Raw genomic sequence first — 22,761 nt, forward strand, 5'->3', positions numbered from 1 at the left:
CTGGCACCCGGACGGAAGGACCCGAGCATGCGCCGCGTCGGCATCACCCTGGCATCGGTGTTCGGCGCGGGGATCGTCGCGGTCGGCATCGGTGTCGTCGTGCTCGTCGTGATCGCGGTCAACTCGCTCTCCGGCATCGGCAACTCGGCGTCCACGCCGCGGGCGGTGACGTGTCCGGCGGTCGCGTCCAAGACCGTCGGCGGGATCGTCGTCCCCGCTGGCCCCGTCGCCGGGTACTGCCAGGACCGCCTGGTCAACGCCGCCTCGGTGATCCAGGCGGCGCGGGCACTCGGCATCGGACCGCACACCCAGGCCGTCGGCGTGATGACGGCGATCGGCGAGTCAGGGCTGCAGAACCTCGACCACGGGGACACGGTCGGGCCGGACAGCCGCGGCCTGTTCCAGCAGCGCGACAACGGCGCCTGGGGCACGTACGCCGACCGGATGGACCCGTACACGGCCGCGTCGATGTTCTACGCGAAGCTCGTCAAGGTCCCCGGGTGGAAGACGATGACGCCGACGCAGATGGCGCACGCCGTGCAGGTGAACGCAGACCCCGACCACTACGCGAAGTCGTGGCCGGCCGCGAAGGCGATCGTCGAGCGCCTGACCGGCGAGACCGTGCCGGACACCGCCCCGCAGGGCTGACCCCCAGAACCACGCTCCGCACCGCGCTGCACCCCGTCATGCCGCGGCCCCGGTGACCTCGTCGTCGTCGAGCTCGACCATCGACGCACCGCCGTCGTGCACCACGACCTGCCCTCGCAGTCGAACGCGGTACTCGGCGAAGACGCACACCATGGCGTCGACCCACTCCCAGTCGACCGGGGAGAGCTCCGTGGTGGTCGGGCGTTCCCACGCGAGCACGACCTCTCTCGCATCGACCTGCTCCATGAGGTCGGCCACCAGGGCGGCGAAGTCCTCGACGTGTTCGTCGGGTTGGTACGGCAGGTCGGCGATCGGGATCACGAGGCGGATGGGCACGGCGTCGGCGCCGAGGAACAGCACCCAGCACTGTCGGCGGACGGGGCGTTCGAGGAGTGCGACGACGAGGTCGACCACGTCGTCGTCGGTACGGACTGCGGTTCGCTCGAGTCGGTCGAGCACGTCGGTGTCTGGCATGCCTCCACGCTCGCGGACGCCGACGCCCCGAGCACGCCCACGACGAGAACTGTGGACAACCGACGGAATGACCGGCCCTGTGGAGGAACGGCTCCGCAGCGGAGTCCTAGATCCCGAGCGTCACCGCGCTGTCGACGAGCAACAGCGCCGCGAAGAACACCGCGACGACGGCAACGAGCCCGGTGACCGCGATCGGCCAGGCCATGCGGCGCCGGACGAGCCGCAGGACGCTCACCACGACGGCCAGCACCACGATGAGGGCGACGACCACGGGTCCGGCGTAGACGACCACCCCGCCGAGGGTCTCGTCACACCGGTTCCCCGGCGCCGAGCACGAGTGGAAGCCGAGGGAGAGGAACACGATCCCCCACGCGACCGCCAGCGCAGCCGCCGTCGCGATGGTGAGCACGGTGATCGTGGCGACCATGTCGGCGACGCGACGCCCGCCGACCAGGGGCTGGCGAGCCTCCCGTCCGGTCGTCGACGCAGGGGCGTCCGGAGCGGACAGCCGCGGCGGCATCAGCGGCGCCCGCCGGACGGCCGCCGCACACCGCGAAGCCGGGACGGCACGGCCCGGAGCGGCAGGAGACGGACGGTCGAACGCATGGTCCCAGCATGCCCGCCGGAGCGACCGTCGGTCAGCCCGTGCCCCCTGGACCGGCGTCTCCCGGACAGCTGGCCGCGTCGGTATGGTCAGGGCATGGCCGCTCGGACCCGAGACCACGAACCCCCCGCAGCCCCGGCGTTCGCCGCCGTCGTCCTCGCGGTGATCGCGCTCGTGCTCGGGTGTCTGGTGCCTGCCGAGTCGATCGTCCGGCACTGCGTCCTCGGGGCGGTGTTCGGCCTGGCCGCGCTGCTCAGCTCCTGGCGGGCGATCAGCATCTCCGGGCGTCGGCGAGCGCCGCGGGCCTGGGCGTGGGTCGCCGTCGTCGTCGCCGGTGTGGGGCTCGCGATGCTGCTCTACCAGGTGCTCGAGATGGTCTCGGGCGGTGCGCTGCCGCGGCCGTTCTGGTCCCCCTACGCGACGCACTGAGGACGCAGGACGGCGCGCAGGAGCGCGAACCACCGAAGACGAGCAGGACCGAGCACGGACCCCGCCGAAGGTGCATCCTGGCCGGGTGACAACGACGCCGCGCCCCACCCTGTTCCGTCGCAAGCCGATCGAGGAGATCGACGACGACACCGGGGGCGACGGCGGCCTGCAGCGGCACCTCGGGCTGTGGCAGCTCACCGCGATCGGCATCGGCGGGATCATCGGCGCGGGCATCTTCACCCTCGCCGGCACGGTCGCCCACGGTGTCGCCGGACCCGCCGTGCTCATCTCGTTCCTCGTCGCCGGGGTCGCGAGTGCCGCCGCTGCACTGTCCTACGCGGAGTTCGCCGGGATGATCCCGAAGGCCGGCAGCGCCTACACCTACGGGTACGCGGTGCTGGGCGAGATCGTCGGGTGGTTCATCGGCTGGGACCTGCTGCTCGAGTACACCGCGATCGTGGCAGTGGTCGCGATCGGCATCTCCGGCTACGTCGGGTTCCTGGTCGGCCAGTTCGGCATCGACCTGCCCGCGTGGATGCTCGGCGCGCCCGGCACCGGCGACGGACACGTGATCGACGTCTTCGCGATCCTGCTCTGCCTGCTCACCGCGTTCGTGCTCACGCGGGGCATCCGCAGTGCCGCGCGGTTCGAGTTCGTCACCGTCGGCATCAAGGTCGCGCTCGTCGTGCTCATCGTCGTGCTCGGCGTGTTCCACATCGACAGCGCCAACTACGACCCGTACTTCCCGTTCGGCTTCGGTGGCGTGATGACCGGAGCCGCGACGGTGTTCTTCGCCGTGTTCGGCTACGACGCCATGTCCACCGCCGCCGAGGAGTCCGTCGACGCCCGGAAGCACATGCCGAAGGCGATCCTGCTGTCCCTCGGCATCTCGATGGTGCTCTACGTCCTGGCGACGATCGTGCTGACCGGCATGCAGAAGTACACGGACATCGACCCGGCGTCCGGGTTCTCCTCCGCGTTCGCGTCGGTCGGGCTCGGGGGCGTGGCGAACGTCATCGCGATCGGGGCGATCGTCGGCATCGTCACGGTGCTGGTGACGTTCATGCTCGGCGCCTCGCGGGTGTGGTTCTCGATGAGCCGCGACGGCCTGATGCCCGCGTGGTTCGCCAAGACCGACCCGAAGCGACACGTCCCCACGCGGGTCACGTGGATCCTCGGCATCGCGGCAGCGGTGCTGGCGGGCGTGCTGCCGATCGGGGTCGTCGCCGAGCTGACGAACATCGGCATCCTGCTCGCGTTCGTCGTCGTCTGCACGGCCGTCGTCGTGCTCCGCTACACGCAGCCGGACCTGCCGCGGCAGTTCAAGCTGCCCCTGATGCCGATCGTGCCGGTCATCGGCGTGATCGCGTCACTGTGGCTCGTCACGTTCCTGCAGTGGGAGACATGGGTGCGCTTCGCGGTGTGGTTCGCGATCGGGCTCGGGGTGTACTTCGGCTACTCGCGGAAGCACAGCAAGCTGGCCGAGAAGGCCTGACAGCCGCCCCGCAGGCACAGCAAGTTGGACGACGAGGCCCGACGCCGGTCAGCGCCGGTGCTTGCCCTCGGCAGCCGTCGGGTCCGCGAGCGGGTGGTTGCGGAACCACCGCAGCAGCTCGCGGGGCCGGCTGTGGTCGGCGCTCTGGTCACCCTGCGTCAGGAAGCCGCTGAAGCCGTCGGGTGTGCCGTTCTCCTCGGAGCGGTCGAAGGCCATGGACCACTCCGGGAAGCGCCGGGTGTGGATGGACTCCTCCACGAGCAGCGAGACGTCACCGTGGCGCTCGTCCGCGAGGATGCGGGAGTACGTCGCCATCACGGCGTCGTAGGGCCCCTCGAGCAGCTGCATGAAGCGGCCGGCGCGGTGCACGAGCATGCCGGAGAGGCCATCGGCGGTGTTCCGCTCACGTGAGTACGCGAGCACCGCCTCGAGCTCGTCGTCGTCGAACTGCTCGACGGCCGAGCTCATGTAGACCAGTGACTGCAGCATGGTGCTCCTCCCTGACGGACCTCCCCTGAGCCTGCCTCGTCTGCCACACCAGCGACAGCCCCTGTCCGGGGTGCGTGGCACGATGGGCCTGTGCCAGCAGCCCCGATGATCGACGCCGTCGACGTCATCCGTTTCGTCGGGCCCCAGACCTTCGGCCGCGCGCGTGACCTCGTCCGCCGCGGACTCGTCGAGGACGCCACCTCCCACGAGGACGGCTCGATCACCGCCACGGTCGCCGGCTCCGCCGACGAGCCCTACGACGTCCACGTCGACACCACGGTCGCCCGCGGCGAGTTCGTCCGGCCCGTCCGGTCCCGCTGCACGTGCCCGATCGGCGGCGAGTGCAAGCACGTCGCCGCCGCGCTCCTCACCATCAACGCGCGAGCGGTCGCCGCCCACGCTGGCCCCCGGTCCAAAGCACCGGTCGCGTCCACCACGGACTGGAGGCACGAGGTCGCCCGCCTCGCCGGTGACGCCGACGAGCCGATCACCACCGGCACCACGACCCCACTCGGTCTGCAGTTCGAGCTCCGCGACGCCGTCCCGGCACGGATGGCCGCGCGAGCGCGTGCCGCGGGGCGGACCCTCGCGGCGCCCTCGCGCTCCGTGCGGCTCGGCGTCCGGCCCGTCACGCGGAGCGGCGCCGGCAACTGGGTGCGCGGGCAGCTCACCTGGGGCACGCTCCCCTACTCGATGAACCGGCTCGGGCTCTCCCCCGAGCAGCACGGCTGGTTCCTGCAGTTCGCCGCGCTCCACCGTGCGGGTCAGCTCGCGGGGCTGCCCGGGGAGAGCGACTGGATCCACCTGGACGACTTCCAGAGCCCCCTGCTGTGGCCACTGCTGCGGCAGGCCCCAGGGCTCGGCGTCGCGTTCGTGACCGGGAAGCGCGAGGGCGGGGTGGCCCTCGGCGCCGACGCCCGGGTGCTGCTCGACGTCGCGCGGTCCGACGCGGGACTCGTCATCGGCACGAGCGCCGTGCTCGACGGCCGCCCCGCAGCCGACGGCGCCGCGCGGCTCGTCGGGGACCACGGCGTGTACGTCTTCCGCGAGTCGCCCGAGTTCCACGTCGACCTCGCGCCGACGCCCGACCCGGTGCCCGAGGACCAACGCCGCATGCTCGTCGAGGGCTCGCGCATCACCGTCCCCACGGCCGAGGTCGACGAGTTCCTGGCCGACTGGTCCCCTCGACTCCGCGGTGCGCTGGGGCTCGTGAGCTCCGACGGCTCGATCGAGCTGCCGGAACGGACGCCGCCCGAGCTCGTCCTCACCGTGACGTTCGAGCCGGCCCGGGCGCCACGGACCGACGACGTCGCGCACCTGCAGTGGCGCTGGCACGTCGACGGGCGCAAGGACGCGGTGTCGATGCACGGACCGCTGCCCGACCTGCGCACGGTGCTGGCGGCAGACGACGTCGCGCCGACCGACGACCTGGCCCCTGCCGCTTCCTCACCTGCTCCCGATGCGGAGGCCGCGGAGCCGGCCACGTCAGGACCGGCGGCCGACGACGTAGCGCAGGTCGAGCCTCCCGTCGGTGTGGACGGCGACCACGTCGCGACCGGACCCGGCGGCGGACTCGACTGGTTCCAGGACGGCACCGTCGAGGGCGCGGACGTCGCGGTCCTCGCGACCGAACTGCTGCCGACGCTGGGCGACCACGGCGTCCGCGTGGTGGTGCAGGGCGAACGACTCGACTACGAGCGCCTGACCGGGCGACCGCACATCCGCGTCACGACGATGCCGTCGGACAAGCACGACTGGTTCGACCTCGGGATCTTCGTCAGCGTCAACGGCAAGCAGATCCCGTTCACCCCGCTGCTCCGGGCGCTCGCCAAGCGGGACCGGCGGATGAAGCTCATCGACAACTCCTACCTGTCGCTCGCCGACCCCGCCTTCGACCGGCTCAAGGAGCTCATCGAGGAAGCCCGCGAGCAGGACGAGTGGGAGCCGTCGCAGACGATGACGGTCACGCCGCTGCAGGCCGGGCTGTGGTCCGAGTTCGACCAGCTCGCCGACGAGACCGACCACGACGAACGCTGGCAGGACATCGCCTCGCGGCTGCTCGACGCTGCCCCCGAGACCGACCTCGCGGTGCCGTCGACCGTGCACGCGGACCTGCGGCCGTACCAGCGGTCCGGGTACGCGTGGCTGTCGTTCCTGGTGGCGCACGGGGTCGGTGGCGTGCTCGCCGACGACATGGGGCTCGGCAAGACCCTGCAGGCGCTCGCGATGATCGCCGACCGGCGGGCGTCACACCCGGACGACCCGCCCTTCCTCGTCGTCGCGCCGACCTCCGTCGTGGGCAACTGGGCGCTCGAGGCCGCCCGGTTCGTCCCGTCACTCCGGGTCACGACGATCGAGACGACCTCGCTGAAGCACCCGTCGCTCGTCGCCAGGGCCGCGGCGGACGCCGACGTCGTCGTGACCTCCTACGCGCTGCTCCGGCTCGACGCCGCGGCCTACACGGAGCAGCGGTGGTCGGCGCTGCTCCTCGACGAGGCCCAGTTCGTGAAGAACCCGCAGTCGCAGACGCACCGGGTGGCCGCGGAGCTGCAGGCACCCGTGAAGATCGCGATCACCGGCACACCGCTCGAGAACGGCCTCACCGACCTCTGGGCGCTGTTCTCCATCGTCGCACCCGGGCTGTTGTCGTCGTGGACGCGGTTCGGCGACGACTACGTGAAGCCGCTCGCGTCGCCTGACCTCCGCGGTGACGCCCGGTCGGAGCTCACCGCCCGACTCCGTCGCCGGATCCGCCCGCTCATGCTCCGCCGGACGAAGGAGAGCGTGGCGTCCGACCTGCCGCCGAAGCAGGAGCAGGTCGTGCGGGTCACGCTCGACCCCGCGCACCGCGAGGTGTACGAGCGGACGCTGAACCGGGAGCGCCTCAAGGTGCTCGACCTGATCGACGACCTCGACCGCAACCGGATGATCGTGTTCCGGTCACTGACGCTGCTGCGGATGCTCGCGCTCTCCCCCGCCCTCGTCGCGGACGGCGACACGTCGATCCCCTCCGCCAAGCTCGACCTGCTGCTCGACGAGCTCGAACAGCTCGCGGCCGAGGGACGCCGTGCGCTCGTGTTCAGCCAGTTCACGTCGTTCCTACGGCTCGTCGCGACGGCCCTCGACGAGCGGGGCATCGGGTACGACTACCTCGACGGGTCGACCAGGCAGCGCACGAAGGTCATCGACCGCTTCCGCACCGGCACCGCGCCGGCGTTCCTCATCTCGCTCAAGGCCGGCGGGTTCGGGCTGACCCTGACCGAGGCCGACACCGTGTTCGTGCTCGACCCGTGGTGGAACCCCGCGGCCGAGTCGCAGGCCGTCGACCGGACGCACCGCATCGGGCAGACCCGGCCGGTGAACGTCAACCGGCTCATCGCGGAGGACACCATCGAGGAGAAGGTCCTGGCACTCGCGGCCCGCAAGGCGAAGCTGTTCGCCACGATGATCGATGACGACGCCCTGTTCGCGGACGACCTGACCGCCGAGGACGTGCGCTCCCTGTTCGACTGAACCGGCGGCGAGATGCAACATCCGGAGAGTTGGCGGCGGCGGGTTGTCCGCGCTTAGCGTCGGCGCATGCTCCTTCTCGATGCGCCGCCGATCAGTCGCTCTGTCCTCGAACCTGACCGCGCCCATGTGGTGCGTTCCGCGACCGGAATGTCATCCGTCCTGAGGCTGCCCAACGGCACGGACGTGCCGCTGTTCGGCGGCACCGGGATCTTCTCGGGCATGTACCCGCCGAACTACCTCGAAGACCTGCGCTCCGCCGACCAGTGATCGCCCTCGACGCGAGTGTCCTGATCGCGTGGTCGGACGCTGAGGACGCGAGCCATCAGCGCGCCGTCGACCTGATCGACGAGCATGAGTGGGACGAGTTCGCCACGAACGCCGTTGCACTCTCCGAGCTTCTCGTCCGACCGCACCGACGTGGTCGGACGGAGGGGGTGACGGCGCTGCTGGCCGCGCTCGGGGTGAGTGTGCTGCCCATCACCTCGGATGACGCACCCGGGGTCGCAGCTCTCCGCGCGGAGCTGGGTCTCCGCGCGCCCGATGCCACGGTGTTGCACACGGCGGTCTCGAGCGCCGACGCTCTGGCCACCTTCGACAAGCGCTTGGCGTCGGCGGCGAAACGACTTGACGTCACCGTGATCACCGATGCGCCGGATGACCTGCCGGACTGGCCGCTCGCGTTCCACTCAGCCGAGTGAAGCAGTCCACTCCGCGGTCGTGACGACGTCGGCCTGCCGCGGGAACACCTTCTCCAGCAGCACCCGGTGCACCTCCGGGTCGCCGTCCGCGCACGCGTCCGACAACACCGTCAGCCCGAAGTCGAGATCTGCCGCCTGCCGCAGCGTCGACAGGACGACACCGCTCGTGGCGATGCCGGCGAGCACCAGGTTGCGCACCTCGAGCCCACGGAGCAGCACCTCGAGGTCGGACCCGGCGAAGGCACTCACGCGGAGCTTCGTCACGACGAGGTCGTCGTCGTCCACGCCGAACGCGGCGTGGACGTCCGTGGCACCGGGAGCCTGCGACCCCATGCGGTCCCGCATGCCGCCGAACATCCGGTTGGACGCAGCGACCTCGGGAGCGCCCGGGCGGAACGCCACCCGGACGAACACCACCGGGATGTGCCGCTCACGCGCGGCGGACACCGCGGCCGTCGCGGCAGCGAGGGACTCCTCGCTGCCGAGACGGTCGACGATGCCGTTCTGGTAGTCCATCACCAGGAGTGCGCTGCCGGCCACGTCAGTGCCCGAGCGCGTCGATCTGACGGACCTCGTCCTCGGACAGGCTGATCGTGGCACCGGCAGCGTTCGACCGGATGCGCTCCGGGTTCGACGACTTCGGGATCACGACGAACTCGTGGGCGACGTGCCACGCGACGATGACCTGGGCAGCGTCGGCGTCGTGCGCCTCGGCGATGGAGACCAGCGTCGGGTCCTCGAGGTTGCTCGCCTTGAAGGGGCTGTAGCCCTCGAGCACGACACCACGCTCGCGCAGCCCGTCCGCGATGGTGGCATCGAACTCGACGGGGCTCCACTTGATCTGGTTCACGGCCGGCGTGACCCCGGTGGCCTCGATGAGCTCGTCGATCTGGGCGAGCGAGTAGTTGCTGACTCCGATGGCCTTCGTCAGGCCGTCCTGCTGCGCCTGCACGAGCTGCTGCCAGACGTCGGGGCGGGCCTCACCGTTCGGCGGCCAGTGCACCAACCACAGGTCGAGGTGGTCGAGCCCGAGCTGGTCGAGGCTCTCCTCGATGGTCTCGCGGACGCGGTCGGCGTTGTCCGGCGGGAGCTTCGTCGTGACGAAGACGTCCCCGCGGGCGAGCCCGGAGTCGGCGATGGCCTTCCCCACGCCGCGCTGGTTGCTGTACCCGGTGGCGGTGTCGATGTGGCGGTACCCGGCCTCGAGGGCGGAACTCACGGCGGCGGGCGCGTCGGAGTCGTCGATCTGCCAGGTGCCGAAGCCGAGGAGCGGCATCGCTCCACCGGGCACCGGAACGGACGGTTCTGCGTAGTCGGTCATGTCCTCGTGTCTACGCGGCGATGTCGGGGGCGTCCGCCAGGATCGACGGGAACCGCCGAGCACCACAGGAGTCCCACCAGCAATGCCGTCCCGCCGACGCCGACCCATCCGCCTCCGCACGGGCATCACGTCCGTGCTCGTCCTCCTCGCGATCGTCGTCGCCGGGTACGCCACCCTGACGGCCGAACCGTCCGCGCCGGAGCCGAACCGAGCCTCCAGCCCGACCGCCGCGAGCCCCACGAGCCCAGCGAGCCCCACCCTCTCCGCGAGCCCAGCGACCTCCGTGAGCGCCGCGCCGACGGCGCCCACCGCCACACAGGCTGCTGCCGCGGCCCACACCCGCGACCTGCTCGCCGCGCTCCCGGTGAAGGGCCCCGCGCCGGCCACCGGGTACGACCGCACCGGGGACTTCGGCTCCGCCTGGCTCGACGTCGACCGCAACGGCTGCGACACGCGCAACGACGTCCTCGCGCGAGACCTCACCGACGTCGTCCGCAGTGGTCCGTGCCGCGTGCTCGCCGGCGAGCTCGTGTCGCCGTACACCGGCGCCACGATCGACTTCGTGCGCGGGAACACGACGTCCACGGAGGTGCAGATCGACCACGTTGTCGCCCTCGAGAACGTCTGGCGCACCGGCGGGCAGCAGCTCTCCCAGGACGAGCGCGAGGCCCTGGCCAACGACCCCGAGAACCTCTTCGCGGTCGACCAGCACTCGAACGCGCAGAAGCGGTCCGGCGACGCAGCCACCTGGCTGCCCTCGAACACCGCGTTCCGCTGCACGTATGTCGAGCACCAGGTCGCGGTCAAGACGACGTACCGGCTCTGGGTCGTGCCCGCCGAGCGTACCGCCATCGAACGGGTCCTCGCCCGCTGCTGAGGGAGCCAGGCCGAGCGAGCCCGGCCGACGGAGCCCGGCCGAACGACCCGGTCGACGGACCCGACCGAACGAGATAGACGACAGGTGTAGCCTGGTCGAAGGCTGATGCGCACGCATCGACCTTCAACGTCGAAGACCTCAGGAGGCCTCCCATGACCGTGACCAGCACCGTCACCCCCCGCTTCACCGACCGCGTCGTCCTCATCACCGGCGGCGGCTCCGGCCTCGGCCGCGCCACCGCCGTCCGCCTGGCCACCGAGGGCGCAGCACTCTCCCTCGTCGACGTGTCCGAGCAGGGCCTCGCCGCGTCCGTCGCCGCCGTGCACGAGGTCGCGCCCGACGCCGCGGTCCTCACCACCATCGCGGACGTCTCGGACGAGGCCCAGGTCGACGCCTACGTCGCCGCCACCGTCGAGCGCTTCGGTCGGATCGACGGCTTCTTCAACAACGCCGGCATCGAGGGCAGGCAGAACCTCACCGAGTCCTTCACCGCCGCCGAGTTCGACAAGGTCGTCTCGATCAACCTGCGTGGCGTGTTCCTCGGCCTCGAGAAGGTCCTCGCCGTCATGCGCGAGCAGGGCTCCGGCAAGGTCGTCAACACCGCGAGCGTCGGCGGCATCCGCGGCGTCGGCAACCAGTCCGGCTACGCGGCCGCCAAGCACGGCGTCGTCGGGCTCACCCGCAACTCCGCCGTCGAGTACGGCCAGTACGGCATCTCGATCAACGCCATCGCCCCCGGCGCCATCTGGACGCCGATGGTCGAGAACTCGATGAAGCAGATCGACCCGGAGAACCCGCGGAAGGCCGCCGAGGAGTTCATCCAGGTCAACCCGACGAAGCGCTACGGCGAGGCCCCCGAGATCGCCGCGGTCGTCGCGTTCCTGCTCTCCGACGACGCCTCCTACGTCAATGCGGCGGTCGTCCCGATCGACGGCGGGCAGTCGGCCAAGTACTGAGTCCGATCGAGGCGGCGGGGCCGCGAACGGGCTGGAGGCTCGGCCCGCCACCGTCCCGCCCCGCCCGTCCGGCAGACGGCCGCTCCCGATCCGCGCGCTGACGGATCCGGTGGCAGTGACCCGGACATCGCGAACCAGATCCGTCACAGCTCGTCACCAACGGCGCCAGGGCCGGCACACCGGCCAGGAGGCTCCATTCGCGCCCGCCACGCCTGGAGCGGCGGCGGCGGCGTCGCGAGTCGGCGCGACAGGGCCACCGCGTCGAGGCGCTGCGACTGCGACGCGCGGCCGGAGACGGTGCCGAACACGATGCCCTCCTCGACCAGGACGGTCCGGACGTCGCGGCCGTCGGCTGTGGACCAGCGCGATGCCGGCGGGATCGATCCCTGCGCATGGAGCACCCGATGCGCGTTCGGCATCGGCGTCGTCGCCAGGTGCTGTCCGATCGGCATCGGGTGCGTCCCCACGAGCGCCGCGAGGTCGCCGTAGGACGTCCAGGACCCGGGCGGCACGGCAGCGACGGCACGGTGGACGACGTCCCACCGGACAGCACCGACACGTGCAGGCTGCTCGGGGTTCGGTGGCAACCAGAGCGCACAGATCCGCCGCGCCAGCCAGGTCCCGCGCGCGCGGATCTCAGCCCTTCCCCACTCCGGTTCCGCGGCGATGCGGTGGTTGAGCTGGAGGCCACTCGCCTGGAGTTCGACGCGTTTCTCCGCGAACGGCCGGTTGCCCAGCTCCGCGTTGTACCCGGTCAGCGTGAGGTTGCCGAGCGTGTGGACCAGTCCGTCGTGCAGCGCCTCGACCGACTCCCCCGGCCCCGCATCCGCCTCGAGCACCTGCCGCCACGCCGGGGTGAGGCGCTGGGGCAGCACGTGTTCGATCGTCGTCGCGGACAGGTCGATCGGCTCCTTCGGTCGGAGCGACTCCTCCACCCACGCCAGCACCAGCTTCTGGTGGGGACGCCGCCCTCGCAGGTAGTACGGGGCGTTCAGGACGGCCTCCGTCACGGCGGCGTCGTCCGCGAAGTGCTTCCGTCCGGCCGAGAGGTAGTCGAGCACCGCCCGGTCGTCCGACGTCGCGGCGTCGTCCCGGAGCTCCCCGCACGCCTGCAGCAGCGTGCGGTTCACGCCCTCACCACCACGTCCCGTGATCGTGCGGCGCACCAGGAACGACTCGATCGCGGCGAGCGCCCCGGCGGTCTCGTTCGACGTCGTCCGACCGGCGGCACGACGTGCGAGCAGCCGGAGCGTGATGGGGACCGTCGTGGTCGATCCCCACTCGGCCAGGTGTTCGAGGCGCTCACGGACGGCGACGTCAGACTCGAGCGACGGCTGCCGGATCACGGCCAACAGCTCGGAGAGCCGCGCGAGCCGCACCACCTCGTCGACCACCTCCGCGTCCGACCGTTCGGCCAGTCGTGACTGCACCGCCGGGTGGATCTCGGACTGTTTCAACGACGGACTGTCCGCGACCGCGTCGAGCCAGAACAGCAGTTCGAGGTCCTCGGCTGACAGGCGCTCCTGCATCGGCAGCCACCACGACGTGTAGACGGTCTCGCCGCGCGACCCCAGCCGCATGAAGAGGTGGTTGCGCACCAGGTCCGCCTGCGTCAGCTGCAGCCCCGTGGTGTTGATCGACTCGAAGATCCGGTAGACGTCGTCGTCACCCTTCGCTGTGATCGAGACGAACGCGAGTCCGCCGAGCACCGCGTCCCGGAGGTGTTCGACGCGCTGGCGGTCCACGCCGTCCTCGAGGTCGTCGAGCGCCGAGCGGAAGTCCCGGTAGGTGGCGGTCACCTCGCTCGGCGCGGCGGCGGTGTCCGACGACGCACCGAGCCCGTCGTCGACCACCGAGCGGAAGCTCTCTCGGTCCGCACGCGTTGGCAGGAGCTTGAGCCGAGCGTCTCCCGACTTGTACCGGTCGGCGATGTACTGGTCGTGCAGGCTCGCGGCGAGCATCGGGTCGTCGGCGCGGTGCGCCCCGAGGTGGTCACGGATCGCGCACAGCAGGATCGACAGCGTGGTGAGCCGCTGCTGCCCGTCGACGACGAAGAACTCGACGCCGGTCGGCCCGACCCTGCCCGAGGCGAGGACCAGCGACCCCATGAAGTGCGTCGCCGCGGGGTTCGTCCGCCGCAGCGCCGCCAGCGTCAGCACGTCCTGCCACAGCCGGGTGCGCTGCCGGGCACCCCAGCCGAACGGTCGTTGGTACAGCGGTACCACGTACTGCTTCGAGCCCTCCAGCAGTTGCCGGATCGTCGTCTCCTGCACGTCCATCCCGGCAGCGTAGGAACACACGAAGGACCCGTGAGCGCCGAGGAAGCTCCTGTGGACGGCGTCCGTGTCGCCGCTGCCTGTGGAGGACGGCACGAGCTGAGCGGCCGTGGCAGCATGGACGACCACACGACCGTCGAGGGGAAGACGATGAACGCGAACGGGGCGACAGGATCCAGCTTCGGCCGAGGTGCAGAGCGGACGCAGCCGAGCGACGACGGACGCGAACTCCCCCGATGACCGAACACCTCACCGTCCCCCAGGCGTTCGCGCTGCTCCTCATCGAGCCCGACGGGCGTCGCGCCGTCGCCGGCCAGACGTTCGACGCCGGCCTGGCCGGTGCCGTCCTGGCGGACCTCGTACTGCGCGGTGCCGTGTCGCTCCACGGCAAGGACGTCCAGGTCGTCGACGGCACGGCCACGGGCGACCCGGTCCTCGACGCAGTGGTCGGCGTGATCGCAGGCTCCGGAGCACCGCGCAAGGCGACGTGGTGGGTGTCGAAGCTCGGGCGACGTCCGCTCCGCGATGACGTGCTCGGCGGCCTCGTCGCGAATGGTCTGCTCTCCGAGGCGCAGCGGAAGACACTCGGTATCTTCCCGTCGACCACCTACCCCGAGCGGGACGGCGGACCCGAGTCGTTGCTCCGAGCGGCGATCGCGGACGTCCTCGCCGCCCGATCCGCTCCGACGCCCTTCACGGCGGCGGTCATCGGGCTGCTGGACGCGACCGGCTCGCTGCGGAAGCAGTTCGGGACGGTCGACCGCGGGCTCGTCGCCGACGTCACATCGGGCGCGTGGGCGTCCCCCGCGGTCAAGGCCGTGCTCGACGAGCTCCAGATGGCCGTGATCGTCTCGGTGGTCGCGGTCACCGCGGCGACGACGGCCACGACGTCCATCACGAGTTGATCGTCCCGATGCGGCGGCCCGAGCGACGGTACGACCGATCCCGTTCTCGGCATTGACGGATCCGGTCGACGAACCTCGACGTTCCTGAACCGGATCCGTCACAGCCCCTTCGGAACTCTGCTGCACGGACGGCCGACTCCCGGCGGCGCGGGGCCAGTGTTGACAGCGCATGCGGCCCGCTCCTGCTCCCGCCCCGTTCTGGGGATCGTTCACGTCCATCGATCCACGGGAGGATGCCGTCCGTCGCAGATGAACGATCGGGGGGCGACGATGCCATTGGGTGGACCCGGACCGCGTGACTGGTCCCCGCCGGAGTCGTTCGCATCAGCGAGCCGACCCAGCCGCGGGGGCGCCGCCCTGCACGACCCGAAGCCGTGGCTCGGAGTCGCGCCTCGTCGTCGGACCCGCCCGTGGGCGTACGCCACGATGGCGATGCTCCTCGGTGGCGGGAGCGTCGTGATCGCTCTCGTCGAACCGCAACGAGGTGGCATCCCGACCGGCTTCATCGTCTCGACCATCGGCATCACCGCGATCGTGGTCGGCGTCCGAGCCAAGCGTGCGGCGCGGTGGGGCTCTGCGACGGCTCGGGCGTTCGGCCGCGGCGGCGCGATCCTCGGATCGGTCGGTACGGCACTCATGGTCTACGCCGTGATGAGCATGGCACTGACGAACGTCGGCGTACAGCTGCCTGCGCTCTCACTGCCGATCCGCGATGGCGACACCTCGACCGTCCTCCAAGCAGCCGACCAACCGGCGCCGCAGGCACCAGTTGCTGCGTCCACGACGAGCCCGGCCGGAACCGCCGCCGCGCCCAGCACCGCCGAGGACCCCTCGGTCGCCGCGAGCGCCACCGAGCCGCCGACGCGAGACGCTGAACAGGCCGCGGTGACGCAGAGCGCCGGCACGCTCGCGTTCGTGATGCGCGAGCGGTTCGGAGCGGGACCGTTCCCGCCGGAGCTCGCGGTCGGCATGCGTGCGCCGCAGCGGATCATGCTCGTCGACGGCACCGGGCTCGCACCGGTCCCGGACGACGCCCGCGTGCTCTACTCGGTGTCCGACGACGCCACCGCCTGGTCCGTCACCGTCATCGGCGCCCGCTTCGGTGCCGTGGCCACTTACTCCTCGGCCGTCGGCACGGTCCAAGCCGGCTGACGTACCTCAGTCCCGCGGTTCGACGAGCTCGATGAAGCGGGAGAGCAGGGACAGCCCCGGGATCGAGGGCGGCAGGGCCGTCGTCAGCGCGGGTGAGTACACGAGGTACGCCGCCCACTTCGCCCGCGACAGCGCCACGTTCAGCCGGTTCGGCATCAGGAGGAAGTCGAGCCCGCGCGGGATCTCGGATGCGGACGAGGCCGCGAGCGAGACGATCGACACGACGGCCTCACGCCCCTGGAACATGTCGACCGTGCCGACCTGCGTCCCCCGGAGTCCGGCCCGGTCGAGCTCCTGCCGGATCACCGCCCCCTGCGCGTTGTAGGGCGCGACGACGATGACGTCCTCGTCCGTGAGCGTCCGCACGGTGTCGCCGTCAGTCCAGGTGCGCCCGACGACGTCCTTCACGAGGGCGACCACGCGCGCCGCTTCCTCCTCCGAGGACGTCGTGTTGCCCGCGTGCACGACCGGCTCCGGGTGCACGCCGGCCTCGATGCCCTCGAGGTGCCGGCCCCTGACCATCGACGTCAGCTGCCCGTCGTAGGAGAGCCCCGACACCGCCGAGGTCAGCGCCGGCTCCATCCGCCGGGTCCGCGCGAGGAAGTACCCGAACTCCGGCGGCAGCACGTGCTCGCCGTCCGCCAGCCATCCGAGCGCCGACTGGTCCACCGGCTCGGGGTGCGAGCCCTGCGACACCTGCGGCAGCTGCTGCGGGTCCCCGAGCAGCAGCAGCCGGGTCGCCGCGATCGAGGACGCGATCGTCGGCGCCAGCGAGAACTGCCCGGCCTCGTCGACCACGAGCAGGTCCAGGGAACGCCGGGCGATCGTCGTCTCGTTCGCGAACGTCCACGCCGTGCCACCGACGACTCCTCCGGTGCCCGACTCCTCGCACGACGACAGGAACGCACCCACCGCGGCGTTGTTCTTCACCGGTGTCCACCGCGCTGCCTCGAGCTCGTCCTCGGACGCGCCGGCCTTCGGCACCTTCACGACCCGCTCGGCTGCGACCCCCGCGGCGATGACGGCGTCGAGGAAGTTCTCGCTCGTCGCGTGGGACTGTCCGACGACGCCGACGCGCCAGCCGTGCTCACGGACGAGCCGCGCGACGACGTTCGATCCGACGTACGTCTTGCCCGTGCCGGGAGGCCCCTGGATCGCCAGGTACGAGCGGTCGAACCCGAGCAGCGTCGTCACGACCGCGCCGACGGTGTCGTCTCCGGCCACGGGCTCCAATGCACCCCGTGGCGGCACCCGGCGCAGCAGGTCGAGCGCGGGGTCCGGCAGCATCGCCGGGAGCTCGTCGAGCACGAGCGCGCCCCACTCCGCGATGGCCTCGGGCTGGGGCTTGGCGCGCGGCGGGGCCGACGGCGCGAGTGCGACCGGGTACTCGTGGTGGGGCTCACCGCCGACCGGAAGCCGTTCGAGCAGCAGGACCTCGGTGTGCTCGCCGTCGTCCCGCACGTCGAGGATGACCGCACGGTCCGACGCCCCCTTCGACCCGGGGCCGGGCGAGCCGACCGATGGCGGAGTCGGGGTGTCGTAGACGAGGTGGGGCGAGCCTCCCGGCCGGAGCCGACTGCCGGGCGCGAGCGTCCCCGACAACCGGAGTTCTCGTGACTGCGACCGGGCGCGCGGCATCGTGGCCCAGTCGCGCTCGACGGACGCGCGCTCGACGACCAGGACGTCGCGCGTGTCGGCCCACTCGTCGACCGGGTTGCGGAGACGGTCGAAGTGGTCCTGCCAGAAGGTCTTGGCCTCGCGCCGGTGGTAGTCGATCGCGGCTGCGGCGAGCGCCAGCGCGGTCTCGTCGGGAGTGCGGTCGAGGGCGTCCACGTGCTCGAGGTGCTGGCTCAGTGCGACGTACACGGGGTTCGGCTCGCGCTCGACGGGCACCGGCGGCAGGTCCAGCTCGAGCGGCGCGTCCGTCGTGGCGGGCTTGAGCGACAGGAGCCAGTCGCGCAGGCGGAGCGTCGAGCGGCAGTCGTAGGCGTTGTAGTCCGCGACCTGGTCGAGCATCCGCTGCCCCTCGGCCGAGTCACCGGTGCGGAGCTCCTCGATCGCGTCGACGTAGGCGGTGATGCTGTCCACCGCGTTCGTGACGTCGCTCTCGCGCAGGTCCGACCCCATGTAGAGCGGCTCGAGCTTCTTGATCGAGTAGCTGCGGCTGCCGACGACCAGCGCCTTGCGCACGATCGGGTACAGGTCGACGAGGACCCCGGCGCGGAGCAGGTCGTCCACGGCTTCTTCCCCCACGCCGTGCCGCGCTGCGAGCGAGAGCAGGTGCGTCCGTTCGTAGGACGCGTAGTGGTAGACGTGCATGCCGGGGTACTGCGCGCGGCGCTGCTGCACGTACGCGAGGAAGTCCACGAGCGCCTGACGCTCGTCGCGGATCGTGTGCGCCCAGAACGCCGTGAAGTCCGCGCGGTCGTCGACCAGGCCGAAGAGGTAGTCGAGGCCCCAGTGGACGCCGTCCTCGGTGTGCAGCGGGTCGCCCTCGAAGTCGAAGAAGACGTCGCCGGCATCCGGCGCCGGGATGGCATCGAGTGCGGTCGGGTCCAGGAGTTCGAAGGCCGGCGTTCTCGTACCCGCTTGCGTTCCGTCTTCCGCGGCACGTCGTTCCGTCTCGGTTCGTTCCGTCTCGATCTGGAGGCTCGCCTGACGGACCAGGCGATCTCGCGTCGTGCTCGACATGCCGGGCACCGGGGCGGTGCGGACCGCCAGGTCGTCGATCGTCCGCACCCCCTGCCGGATCAGCTTGGTCCGTTGGTCGAGGCGCATGCCGGCGACGAGGACCAGGTCGCGGTGCTGCGCGACCTGCTGCTGGCACGCCCCACAGCGGCCGCAGCTGCTGTACCTCGGGTCGCCCCACTGCAGGGCTTCGTCGGCGCCGAGTCGTTCGTCGATCACGCGCTGGAGTTCGGCGCGCTGCGTGCGGTACACCGGCGCGATGTCGGCCAGGTCGTGCGTGGTCGTCGTGCGGTCGCCGAGGACCAGGTGCACCTGCTGCCCGGTCGGGATGCCGTGTGCCTGCATCTGCTCGGCGTAGGCGGCGAGCTGCAGGAGCGCGCTGATCTTGGCGTGGCGGGCGAGCTTGGTGTCGTAGACCTCGTACTCCCCCGCGTCGTTGCGGATGATGAAGTCCGCGAAGCCGATGAAGCCCGCGGTGTGGGCGGTCGGGGGTGCATGGAAGGTCGGCTGGAAGAGGACGTCGGCGCCGTCGTGCATGGCATCTCGTGCGGCTTCCGCTGCTTCGGCGTACTGCGGCGGTGCAGGGCGGTCGAACTCGACGACGTCGTGCGTCTGCTTCAGGATCTGGAGGTAGTCGGACTCGTGCTGGTCCCCGAGCTTGGCCGTGCGGTCGAGCATGTCGTCGTGCTCGTCCGGCAGGGGTTCCGCACGGCCGAGCTTGGCGTCGAGGCGGCGGAGGAACGCCCACTCGCAGGTCGCCCACGTGGTGAGGTCGCTCGGGCTGAGGAGCGGCCGGCCCTCGGTGGTGATCTGCATGGGATCAACCGTAGGGGCGGCCGGTGACGTCGGCACTGCACGAGAACGGGTCGGGCTCCTGGCAGGGAGTCCGACCCGTTCCGTGGTGCGCTCGGACTACCAGCAGATGTAGAAGCTGACCGAGGAGAGCAGGATGTGGCCGCCTTCCTCGGGCGCGTCCGGCTCGATCGCCTGCAGGTCGTGAGCGTTCATGTCGTTCGTCCTTTCGCGATGAAGAAACGCTCCGAACGTACACACGCCACGTTTGACATGTCAATACCAGCGTTGCCAGCATCGCTGGATGGCGAACGGATGGGTACAGCAGGACCTCGACTGGTCAGGATGGCGGGTCGCGACCGACCAGAACTGGACGCGCTACGCGCGCTCCGATGCCGCCTTGCCCGACCAGGGCTGGAAGATCCACCTCTCTGCTCGGACAGAGGACGCCGATGAGGTCCAGGCACGATCAGCCGTCTTCTGCAGGACCGCGGGGTGGCCGTTCAAGCACCTGGTCGACACCACTGGGCTCATCCGATCCAACGACAAGGACGCGCCGCGCGCGAGCAGCGGGAAGTTCGTGACGATCTACCCTCCCGCGTCCGAGGTGGACGAAGCGTTGCTCGACCGCCTCGCCGCACTCCTCCATGGCTGCCGCGGGCCACGGATCCTCGGAGACCTCCAGTGGCGAGACTCGATCGTGCACATCCGCTACGGCGCCTTCCGCTCACTCTCAACGTGGAACGGGAAGCCCGCTGTCCGGGCCCCGAGCGGGCGCCTCGTACCCGACCGCCGAGGCGTCGTCTTCGACCCACCCGACTGGGTGGACCTGCCGAGCTGGGCGGCGGCGGAACGTCTCCGCACCACTGCACCCGACGAGGCGTTGTCCCGGATGTCCGTGACCGGCGCCTACTCGTTCTCGAACGCTGGCGGCGTCTATCGCGCGTCTCACGACGTGCACGGCGAGGTCGTCCTCAAGGAAGGCAGGGAGTTCGTCGCTGAGCACGCCGGTCTCGACGCTGCGAGCCGTCTCGAACACGAGAACGAGGTCCTTCAGCTGCTCGAAGCCGCGAAGGTGGCACCCCGCACCTTCGGCACGTTCCGCTCCGGTGGTTCGGCATTCACCATGATCGAACGCCTGCCGGGTACGCCGTTCAACCGCGCCGTCATGTCGCTCAACCCGCTGACCGCTGCCGCGGCTGACCGCAGCAGGCTCGACGACCACGAGCGAACCGTTCGTGTCGCCGTGGATGCCATCGAGCGCGAGCTCACCCGGCTGCACGCCACCGGAGCTGTCCACGGCGATGTCTCACCCCGGAACGTGCTGCTGGAGTCGCCGACCGCCGTGCGGCTCATCGACTTCGAGTCGTGCGTGATCGCTGGGCAGTCCGTCGCACCCGGGCCAGCGACCCCTGGGTTCAGCGCTCCGACCGCGGTCACCGGGCCGGACCGGGACTGGTTCGCGGTGGCGTGCCTGCACCTGGCTGCGCTCGTCCCACTCACCGAGCTGTTCCCCCTCGACGCCGGGAAGATCGAGGAGACGCTCGCCGCGGCGGCATCCTGGTTCCCGAACGCGCCGGTGGACCGGCTCCGGAGCGCCTTCGGTCGCTGCGTGGCACTTCCCCGCCCGGATGCTGCCCGTACGGCGCTCCCCGACGTCGCCGAGACTCGGAGCGCCGTCCAGACGAGAACGGCCTCGACAGACCCGGATGTCCGGCCGGGTCTCGAGCACGGCGGTGACGGGATCCGACTCGCGCTCGAACGTTCCGGGATCGACACCGGTGCCCCCGACGCGATCGCCGACGGCAGCTTCATGGCCGGAGTCGGACTGTTCTCGGGGGCGGCTTCGAAGGCCCTGCTCGGCTGCACTGATCCCCGGTTCCTGGCCGGACTGCGGGCGGCAGTGCTCGACCTGCACCGCGTCGACCTCGAGGACGGGCTCGCGGGAATCGGGCTCGCTCTCCTGTGTGCTCCCGCACGAGCGGTCCACCGAGAGATGACCGAAATGATCGCAGGACGCTTGACTGCGTTCAGTGCGGACCGCGACCGCTCACTGCGGTTGGCACCGGGTCTCCGCCACGGCCCCTCCGGCATTGCCCTGTTCCTGGCACTCCACGGGCGTCTACACGACGATGCCCGAGCCGTCGAGGCCGCAAGCCGATTGCTCGAGCTCGATCTGCAGCGCCTTGAGCACCGAGAAGGCTGGGGCCTGCAGCTTCGCAACGGCAGCCGACTCGTGCCCTTCCTCGCGTCTGGGTCCGCCGGCGTCGGGGCCGCCCTCGTCCAGGTCATCCGCGCCACGTCGGACGAATCGCTCCTACCGGTCCTTCACGACGTGGCTGCATCGGCTTCGCCCGCATTCACCGCGCATCCGGGACTACTCGACGGACGCGCAGGCCTCGTTCACTTCCTCGTCGACGTCGGCGAGCTCGGAGCAACGCCGTCCGCCGTCACCTCCGTCTCGGAGCGACTCGATGAGCATCGTCGACGACTCGCGCTCCACCGCCTCCAGACCGCCGATGGGGTCGCCTACCCGGACCAACACCTCAGAGCAGTCGATGACGGCTGGGGACACGGCGGGGCAGGAATACTCAGCGCGTTGGCCGCGATCGAGGACTTCGATCGCGGTCACGTTGGCCCGCAGGACACTCCGTCGTTCCTCCGCGGTGGACGCTGATGATCGCGCTGTCAGCCCTCGGGATATCCTCGCGGTCGGCGTACCCGGACGGACGCAAGATCATCAGCGGCCTCGACCTCCGCGCTGAACCGGGGATGCTCACCGCCGTCGTCGGGCCGTCGGGTGCAGGCAAGTCGACCGCACTCGACCTGGTGACTGGGATCCAAGTCCCCGCAGCCGGCTCGGTCCTGCTCGGCGAGACACGCATGCACCCCGCGACGAACCGCGGTCGAGCACGCCTCCGGGCGCGAGTGATCGCCTCCGCCCGTCAAACGGATGACCTCATCGATGCGCTGTCCGTCGATGAGAACGTCCTGCTCGCTCAGCGGCTCGCTCGCAACCCGGACCGTGGGTTCGCGGAACACATGTTCCTGGCGCTCGACCTCGACCGCGAAGTACGTCGAACACCGGTTCGCCACCTCTCGGGAGGCCAGCGCCGACGTGTCGCCATCGCCAGGGCATGCGCGACGGGTACGCCGATGCTGGCCTGCGACGAGCCGACCACTGCCCTTGACGAGTCGAAGGCCGGACTCGTCCGCTCGCTGCTCCGCGGCGCTGCGAACTCAGGGAGGACGGTGCTCGTCGTGACCCACGACGTCGAGCTGGCGACGGACGCCGATCGCCTCGTCCAGCTGGTCGACGGCCGGACGAACGCTGTGCTCGATCGCCCCTCGGAGCAGCAGGTCCGTCACCTGATGGGGGCGTCGCGGTGATTGCTGTCCCGGTACTCGTCCGAACCATTCGTGCTGACCCCCGGCCAGCATTCG

19 protein-coding genes are annotated in these 22,761 nt (G+C 70.9%); 12 read left to right on the forward strand and 7 right to left on the reverse strand.

What is annotated here, in order from left to right:
* Nucleotides 1–27 precede the first annotated feature (27 nt).
* Nucleotides 28–648, forward strand: a complete 621-nt coding sequence (locus BIU98_RS12305; RefSeq protein ID WP_071276246.1) for a hypothetical protein — start codon at nucleotides 28–30, stop codon at nucleotides 646–648.
* 36 nt (nucleotides 649–684) lie between these two features.
* Here BIU98_RS12305 and BIU98_RS12310 read toward each other — a convergent pair whose 3' ends face one another.
* Nucleotides 685–1,122, reverse strand: a complete 438-nt coding sequence (locus BIU98_RS12310) for a hypothetical protein (protein ID WP_071276248.1) — start codon at nucleotides 1,120–1,122, stop codon at nucleotides 685–687.
* A gap of 106 nt (nucleotides 1,123–1,228) precedes the next feature.
* Nucleotides 1,229–1,549: a hypothetical protein gene (locus BIU98_RS12315; RefSeq protein WP_139200689.1), complete on the reverse strand. Its 321-nt coding sequence runs from the start codon at nucleotides 1,547–1,549 to the stop codon at nucleotides 1,229–1,231.
* Nucleotides 1,550–1,822: 273 nt separating this feature from the next.
* Between BIU98_RS12315 and BIU98_RS12320 the strand changes: the two genes are divergently transcribed.
* Both BIU98_RS12320 and BIU98_RS12325 read left to right on the forward strand, forming a co-directional pair.
* The gene (locus tag BIU98_RS12320; RefSeq protein ID WP_071276252.1) at nucleotides 1,823–2,155 is read left to right on the forward strand and encodes a hypothetical protein; all 333 of its coding nucleotides are present in this window, start codon (nucleotides 1,823–1,825) and stop codon (nucleotides 2,153–2,155) included.
* Nucleotides 2,156–2,240: 85 nt separating this feature from the next.
* Nucleotides 2,241–3,650: an amino acid permease gene (locus BIU98_RS12325; protein ID WP_071276254.1), complete on the forward strand. Its 1,410-nt coding sequence runs from the start codon at nucleotides 2,241–2,243 to the stop codon at nucleotides 3,648–3,650.
* A gap of 48 nt (nucleotides 3,651–3,698) precedes the next feature.
* Here the strand turns inward: BIU98_RS12325 and BIU98_RS12330 are convergent, their stop codons facing one another.
* Nucleotides 3,699–4,139: a BLUF domain-containing protein gene (locus tag BIU98_RS12330; RefSeq protein WP_071276256.1), complete on the reverse strand. Its 441-nt coding sequence runs from the start codon at nucleotides 4,137–4,139 to the stop codon at nucleotides 3,699–3,701.
* Nucleotides 4,140–4,229: 90 nt separating this feature from the next.
* Here BIU98_RS12330 and BIU98_RS12335 point away from each other — a divergent pair, with 90 nt between their 5' ends.
* The 3 genes from BIU98_RS12335 to BIU98_RS12340 all read left to right on the forward strand — a co-directional run bounded on the left by BIU98_RS12335 (nucleotide 4,230) and on the right by BIU98_RS12340 (nucleotide 8,350).
* On the forward strand, nucleotides 4,230–7,652 hold the full coding sequence (locus tag BIU98_RS12335; RefSeq protein WP_139200690.1) for a DEAD/DEAH box helicase: 3,423 nt from the start codon (nucleotides 4,230–4,232) through the stop codon (nucleotides 7,650–7,652).
* A gap of 66 nt (nucleotides 7,653–7,718) precedes the next feature.
* Nucleotides 7,719–7,919 (forward strand): hypothetical protein, encoded by a 201-nt coding sequence (locus BIU98_RS19480; RefSeq protein ID WP_175481350.1) that lies wholly within the window; start codon nucleotides 7,719–7,721, stop codon nucleotides 7,917–7,919.
* The gene (locus BIU98_RS12340) at nucleotides 7,916–8,350 is read left to right on the forward strand and encodes a PIN domain-containing protein (protein WP_071276260.1); all 435 of its coding nucleotides are present in this window, start codon (nucleotides 7,916–7,918) and stop codon (nucleotides 8,348–8,350) included. Before BIU98_RS19480 ends, BIU98_RS12340 begins: the two co-directional genes overlap by 4 nt.
* Here BIU98_RS12340 and BIU98_RS12345 read toward each other — a convergent pair.
* On the reverse strand, nucleotides 8,339–8,890 hold the full coding sequence (locus tag BIU98_RS12345; RefSeq protein ID WP_254787883.1) for a cysteine hydrolase family protein: 552 nt from the start codon (nucleotides 8,888–8,890) through the stop codon (nucleotides 8,339–8,341). The two genes, BIU98_RS12340 and BIU98_RS12345, sit on opposite strands and share 12 nt — an antisense overlap.
* 1 nt (nucleotide 8,891) lies before the next feature.
* The gene (locus BIU98_RS12350; RefSeq protein ID WP_071276262.1) at nucleotides 8,892–9,671 is read right to left on the reverse strand and encodes an aldo/keto reductase; all 780 of its coding nucleotides are present in this window, start codon (nucleotides 9,669–9,671) and stop codon (nucleotides 8,892–8,894) included.
* Nucleotides 9,672–9,753: 82 nt separating this feature from the next.
* Between BIU98_RS12350 and BIU98_RS12355 the strand changes: the two genes are divergently transcribed.
* Together BIU98_RS12355 and BIU98_RS12360 are read left to right on the forward strand one after the other, a co-directional pair.
* Nucleotides 9,754–10,548 carry an HNH endonuclease family protein gene (locus tag BIU98_RS12355; protein ID WP_071276264.1) on the forward strand — a complete coding sequence of 265 codons (795 nt, stop codon included), beginning with the start codon at nucleotides 9,754–9,756 and terminating at the stop codon, nucleotides 10,546–10,548.
* Between the two features lie 152 nt (nucleotides 10,549–10,700).
* Complete coding sequence (locus BIU98_RS12360) at nucleotides 10,701–11,504, forward strand: SDR family oxidoreductase (RefSeq protein WP_071276266.1); 804 nt, start codon at nucleotides 10,701–10,703, stop codon at nucleotides 11,502–11,504.
* 143 nt (nucleotides 11,505–11,647) lie between these two features.
* Here BIU98_RS12360 and BIU98_RS12365 read toward each other — a convergent pair whose 3' ends face one another.
* Nucleotides 11,648–13,783 carry a DUF262 domain-containing protein gene (locus BIU98_RS12365; RefSeq protein ID WP_139200691.1) on the reverse strand — a complete coding sequence of 712 codons (2,136 nt, stop codon included), beginning with the start codon at nucleotides 13,781–13,783 and terminating at the stop codon, nucleotides 11,648–11,650.
* Nucleotides 13,784–14,016: 233 nt separating this feature from the next.
* On the opposite strand from BIU98_RS12365, the gene BIU98_RS12370 reads away from it, so the two are divergent.
* Both BIU98_RS12370 and BIU98_RS12375 read left to right on the forward strand, forming a co-directional pair.
* Nucleotides 14,017–14,685 (forward strand): GPP34 family phosphoprotein, encoded by a 669-nt coding sequence (locus BIU98_RS12370; protein ID WP_071276270.1) that lies wholly within the window; start codon nucleotides 14,017–14,019, stop codon nucleotides 14,683–14,685.
* 426 nt (nucleotides 14,686–15,111) lie between these two features.
* Nucleotides 15,112–15,837 (forward strand): hypothetical protein, encoded by a 726-nt coding sequence (locus tag BIU98_RS12375; protein ID WP_139200692.1) that lies wholly within the window; start codon nucleotides 15,112–15,114, stop codon nucleotides 15,835–15,837.
* 6 nt (nucleotides 15,838–15,843) lie between these two features.
* Here BIU98_RS12375 and BIU98_RS12380 read toward each other — a convergent pair whose 3' ends face one another.
* The gene (locus BIU98_RS12380) at nucleotides 15,844–19,341 is read right to left on the reverse strand and encodes a TM0106 family RecB-like putative nuclease (protein ID WP_071276274.1); all 3,498 of its coding nucleotides are present in this window, start codon (nucleotides 19,339–19,341) and stop codon (nucleotides 15,844–15,846) included.
* Between the two features lie 280 nt (nucleotides 19,342–19,621).
* Here BIU98_RS12380 and BIU98_RS12385 point away from each other — a divergent pair, with 280 nt between their 5' ends.
* On the forward strand, nucleotides 19,622–21,994 hold the full coding sequence (locus tag BIU98_RS12385) for a protein kinase/lanthionine synthetase C family protein (protein WP_071276276.1): 2,373 nt from the start codon (nucleotides 19,622–19,624) through the stop codon (nucleotides 21,992–21,994).
* Nucleotides 21,994–22,707 (forward strand): ABC transporter ATP-binding protein, encoded by a 714-nt coding sequence (locus BIU98_RS12390; protein WP_071276278.1) that lies wholly within the window; start codon nucleotides 21,994–21,996, stop codon nucleotides 22,705–22,707. Before BIU98_RS12385 ends, BIU98_RS12390 begins: the two co-directional genes overlap by 1 nt.
* Nucleotides 22,708–22,761 lie beyond the last annotated feature (54 nt).

The sequence above is a fragment of the Curtobacterium sp. MMLR14_010 genome, from assembly GCF_001865015.1.
In the GTDB taxonomy this organism is placed as follows: domain Bacteria; phylum Actinomycetota; class Actinomycetes; order Actinomycetales; family Microbacteriaceae; genus Curtobacterium.

Coding starts and splice junctions, on each gene's coding strand:
- BIU98_RS12305 (WP_071276246.1), top strand. CDS start 28: ATGCGCCGCGTCGGCATCACCCTGGCATCGGTGTTCGGCGCGGGGATC.
- BIU98_RS12310 (WP_071276248.1), bottom strand. CDS start 1,122: ATGCCAGACACCGACGTGCTCGACCGACTCGAGCGAACCGCAGTCCGT.
- BIU98_RS12315 (WP_139200689.1), bottom strand. CDS start 1,549: ATGGTCGCCACGATCACCGTGCTCACCATCGCGACGGCGGCTGCGCTG.
- BIU98_RS12320 (WP_071276252.1), top strand. CDS start 1,823: ATGGCCGCTCGGACCCGAGACCACGAACCCCCCGCAGCCCCGGCGTTC.
- BIU98_RS12330 (WP_071276256.1), bottom strand. CDS start 4,139: ATGCTGCAGTCACTGGTCTACATGAGCTCGGCCGTCGAGCAGTTCGAC.
- BIU98_RS19480 (WP_175481350.1), top strand. CDS start 7,719: ATGCTCCTTCTCGATGCGCCGCCGATCAGTCGCTCTGTCCTCGAACCT.
- BIU98_RS12350 (WP_071276262.1), bottom strand. CDS start 9,671: ATGACCGACTACGCAGAACCGTCCGTTCCGGTGCCCGGTGGAGCGATG.
- BIU98_RS12355 (WP_071276264.1), top strand. CDS start 9,754: ATGCCGTCCCGCCGACGCCGACCCATCCGCCTCCGCACGGGCATCACG.
- BIU98_RS12360 (WP_071276266.1), top strand. CDS start 10,701: ATGACCGTGACCAGCACCGTCACCCCCCGCTTCACCGACCGCGTCGTC.
- BIU98_RS12365 (WP_139200691.1), bottom strand. CDS start 13,783: ATGGACGTGCAGGAGACGACGATCCGGCAACTGCTGGAGGGCTCGAAG.
- BIU98_RS12370 (WP_071276270.1), top strand. CDS start 14,017: ATGACCGAACACCTCACCGTCCCCCAGGCGTTCGCGCTGCTCCTCATC.
- BIU98_RS12375 (WP_139200692.1), top strand. CDS start 15,112: ATGGCGATGCTCCTCGGTGGCGGGAGCGTCGTGATCGCTCTCGTCGAA.
- BIU98_RS12380 (WP_071276274.1), bottom strand. CDS start 19,341: ATGCAGATCACCACCGAGGGCCGGCCGCTCCTCAGCCCGAGCGACCTC.
- BIU98_RS12385 (WP_071276276.1), top strand. CDS start 19,622: ATGGCGAACGGATGGGTACAGCAGGACCTCGACTGGTCAGGATGGCGG.
- BIU98_RS12390 (WP_071276278.1), top strand. CDS start 21,994: ATGATCGCGCTGTCAGCCCTCGGGATATCCTCGCGGTCGGCGTACCCG.